The organism is Variovorax humicola (genome assembly GCF_037889915.1).
GTDB lineage: Bacteria > Pseudomonadota > Gammaproteobacteria > Burkholderiales > Burkholderiaceae_C > Variovorax > Variovorax humicola.
Map to the genome: position 1 here is coordinate 1 of NZ_JBBKZV010000079.1, position 3,659 is coordinate 3,659.

The 3,659-nt window shown below is 62.3% G+C and carries 3 protein-coding genes; 1 reads left to right on the forward strand and 2 read right to left on the reverse strand.

Going from position 1 to position 3,659, the window contains the following annotated elements:
* Positions 1-235: 235 nt before the first annotated feature.
* Positions 236-1,240, forward strand: a complete 1,005-nt coding sequence (locus tag WKW80_RS36915) for a LacI family DNA-binding transcriptional regulator (RefSeq protein WP_340368516.1) — start codon at positions 236-238, stop codon at positions 1,238-1,240.
* A 3-nt stretch (positions 1,241-1,243) separates the two neighbouring features.
* Here WKW80_RS36915 and WKW80_RS36920 read toward each other — a convergent pair whose 3' ends face one another.
* Positions 1,244-2,224, reverse strand: coding sequence for a Bug family tripartite tricarboxylate transporter substrate binding protein (locus WKW80_RS36920; RefSeq protein WP_340368517.1), 981 nt, complete (start codon positions 2,222-2,224; stop codon positions 1,244-1,246).
* A complete protein-coding gene (locus tag WKW80_RS36925) occupies positions 2,221-3,123 on the reverse strand; it encodes a TauD/TfdA dioxygenase family protein (RefSeq protein WP_340368518.1) in 903 nt (300 codons plus the stop codon). Before WKW80_RS36925 ends, WKW80_RS36920 begins: the two co-directional genes overlap by 4 nt.
* Positions 3,124-3,659 lie beyond the last annotated feature (536 nt).

Here is a 3,659-nt window from a genome sequence, read left to right on the forward strand (position 1 = left end):
GACTGGGAGCAGGAGACAGAACGGCTACTGGATGCGCAAGCGCCGCGCAAACCATAGCCCGTGGACACGCCCGATTCAGAAGGAGTCCCCATATTTACTGACACAGTAAGACTAGGGCGGTTGCGTCGTGTCGATCGCGGCTGCTGGGAATCAGACTCGCTGCGAGCTTGACCCGGGATTCGAATAGTCGACAGGCCCCGTAAGATCGAGGGATGGCACTTTCGGCGGCTTCAACATGGTAGCGTCCAATGGCAAGCTGACAAGCAGGGACGTCGCGCGTCTGGCGGGGGTATCTCAAGCGACGGTGTCGCGCGTTCTTCAAAATTCGCCACTGGTGCAGCCAGCGACTCGCCAAGCCGTGCTTGACGCGATCGCGCAATCCGGCTACGCCCCCAACGCAGCCGCTCGCTGGATGCGCACGAGGCGAACCGGCATCATTGCATTGGTGGTCGCCAACCTGGCGGTCAACCCGCTCTATCCCGCCATGCTGCAATTGCTGTCGACTGCGCTGCGCAAGCGCGGAATGTCGGCGTCGGTCTATGAGGAAGAAGACTTCAGCGAAAGCACGATGCGGGGGATCGTCGAAGGCGGCGTGGACGGCGTCATCACCACCACGGCCATGGAGTCCTCGCTGCCTTTCCTGGAGCGCATCGCCGATCAGGTGCCCGTGATACTGCTCCACCGGACCGTCAGCTCCAAGGCGTTCGATCAATTCTCCAGCGACAACCACGCGAGCGGAGCCTCCGTCGCGAGCTTCTTCGCGAAAAACGGACGAAAGAAGATCGGCCTCATCTCTGGATACAACCTGCCAAGCACGCTGCGTGAGCGGGAGGAAGGATTCGCCGCGGAACTGGCCCGCAGAGGGCTGCAACTCAAGGAATGCGCGATCGCTCGCGTGCCGAAGTTTTCCTATGCCACCGGCGCCGAAGCCGCACGCGAGATCATGATGGCGCATGATGTCAACGCCATCTTCGGCGTCAACGACATCGTGGCCATCGGCGCACTCGACGGGGTGCGTTCGAAGGGGCTCGCAGTGCCGGACGACGTCTGGGTCGTGGGCCATGACGATGTCCCGATGGCGGCTTGGGACTGCATCAATCTGACAACGGTTGCGCAGTCGCGCGAGGCGATGGTGGATGCGGCTGTCGCGCGCCTGTGCGCCCGCCTCGACGATCAGGACCTGCGGCCCAAACGCGTCGTCCTTCCCCACGAGTTCATCGTGCGCGGCTCGGCAGGCTGAACCTCAATCGAGGGTAATGTTGTTGTCGTGGGCCACCTTGCCCCACTTCGCGACTTCATTCTTGAGATAGACAGCGAATTCCTCCGGGGTCGAGCCGACGATGTCGGCTCCCATCGACGTCATCTTGGCAGCGGTCTCCGGCTGCTTCAGGATGCGCACGATCTCGCTGTTGAGCCTGGCGACGATCTCGGGGGGAAGGTTGGCCGGGCCCATCACGCCACCCCATGAGTTCGCCTCGAAGTTCGGAATGCCGCTTTCGGCGACGGTCGGCACGGAACTGAGCGCCGAAGACCGCTTCGCACCCGTGACCGCAATGGGCTTCAGCAGGCCACTCCTGATTTGCGACATGCCGCCAATGACCGTCGGGAATATCACGCTCACATTGCCCGCGATGGTGTCCTGAAGGCCGGGCGCATCTCCCTTGTAGGGGACGTGAACCATCTTGAAGTCGGCCATGGACTTCATCATCTCGCCAGCCAGGTGATTGGCAGAGCCGTTGCCGGCAGAGGCGTATGTCATCTTGTCCGGATGCGCCTTGGCATAGGCGATCAGTTCGCTCATCGAATTCACCGGCGTCGAAGGCCGGACGAGCACCACCAGCGGGACGACCGAGGTCAACGTGATCGGCGTGAAGTCCTTGATGGCGTCATATGGCAGCTTCCGATAGACGGCCGGATTGATCGCATTGGGCCCGAGGTTCGCCATGAGAATGGTGTAGCCGTCAGGCGGGGCCTTGGCCACGTATTCGAGCGCGATCAGCCCGTTGGCACCAGGTCGGTTCTCGACGATGAAGGACTGGCCCAGCGCCTCCGTGAGCTTGACGCTGAGCAAGCGCGCGGTCACATCCGATGCGCCTCCGGGCGGATAAGGCACGACGAAGCGGATCGGCTGCCGCGTGGGCCAGGCCTGAGCCAACGCGGCAGCCGAAAAGACGAGCGATGCCGCGCAGACGCCGGCGGCACGCAGGAAAGAAGTGATTTTCATAGCACCTCGGATGAGGGCGACGAGTGGGCGCCGATCACCAGCGGAAGGTCGAGCGTCGTTGTCCGGCGCAACTCGCGCCGGTACTTCTTGTCGTCGAAGGGACGGGCGCGGTGCATCGTGGTCCGGTTGTCCCAGATGACGAAGTCGTTGACTCGCCATTCGTGCCGGTAGACGAACTGCGGCTGCGTCGCGTGCTCGCTGAGATCGCGCAGGATCAGCCGCCCTTCGGGCACCGGCATGCCAACGATGTGCGACGCGTGCGACGCGAGATACAGCGACCGGCGACCGGTGCGCGGCAGCGTTCGCGCCAAAGGATGCACGGCGCCCTTCAGCTTCTCTCGTTCTTCCTTGGAGAATTCGAAGCCCATCACCTCGCGCGAGTACGCGATGGAATGGAAGACCTGCAGGCCGTCGATCGCCGCCTTCGTTTCGGGGTCGAGGGCGTCATACGCGGCGCGCATGTCGGCGAACTCGGTGTCTGCCCTGACGGGTGGCACGACGCGAGCCGACAACATCGAATAGCGGCCGGGAGGATCTTCGAACGAGGCGTCCGTGTGCCACAGCCGATTGCTGATCGTGCTCATGCGCAGGCGATCGTCAGCAGGAAGAATCTCGCCATCGGCACCGACGTTGGAGATGTCGGTCAGCGCTTCGTTGCCGAATCGATTCTTCCCGAGCACCGCGACGGAGGTCTTGCTGTGCAAGGTGCCATCAAAGCGCTCGGCAAAGGCAAGCTGTTCGTCGTTCTCGAGCGGCTGGTCGCGAAAGACAAGGACCGCGTGTTCGTCCATGCCGGCCTGCAACTGCGCAAGCGAGGAGGGATCGGTGAGACCGCGCAAGGTGATCCCGGTCACCTCGGCGCCCAGAACCGAGGGAAGTTTTTCGATGCGTAGAGCCATGAAGCAAGGTCTTTCAGTGGAACGAAGACGGGACTGCACCACGTCTTTGAATACGTACTCATTTTGCCATGTTCGTGAAGCGATGCATCAGGGAATGCCCGCGTTGCTCGCACCAAGACCGACCTACGCTGTTTTGCGCGCATCCCGCGGCCACCAGCGGGTGTGACCGAGTTCAAAGGCTGAAGATGTTCGAGGGACGCGAGTCAGCCACGCGCATCGATGCAGGCTGGACCATCAGCGGATGTGCAACGCCCATGAGCATCGCCTGCTGGGCGTTTCCCTGGAAGAGGTGCTGGAAAAGGTCCAGCCTTCCGAATCGGTTCAGTTCGCGATCTTGAAGCGCGAGGGCGTGCCGGGGTAAGAGAGCGTTCGATTTGGTGGGGTGGGCGACCCATTTGCGTCTATGGTCAGAAGCGGCCCTGAAACGACCTGAGAATGAGTTTTTCGTGCTCGCTTGGAGATTGGCCATGCAGATCAAACTCAGTCTGGCGGTTTGTGACGGAACGGTCGAGTCGGATCCGCAGGCGCTGCTCACG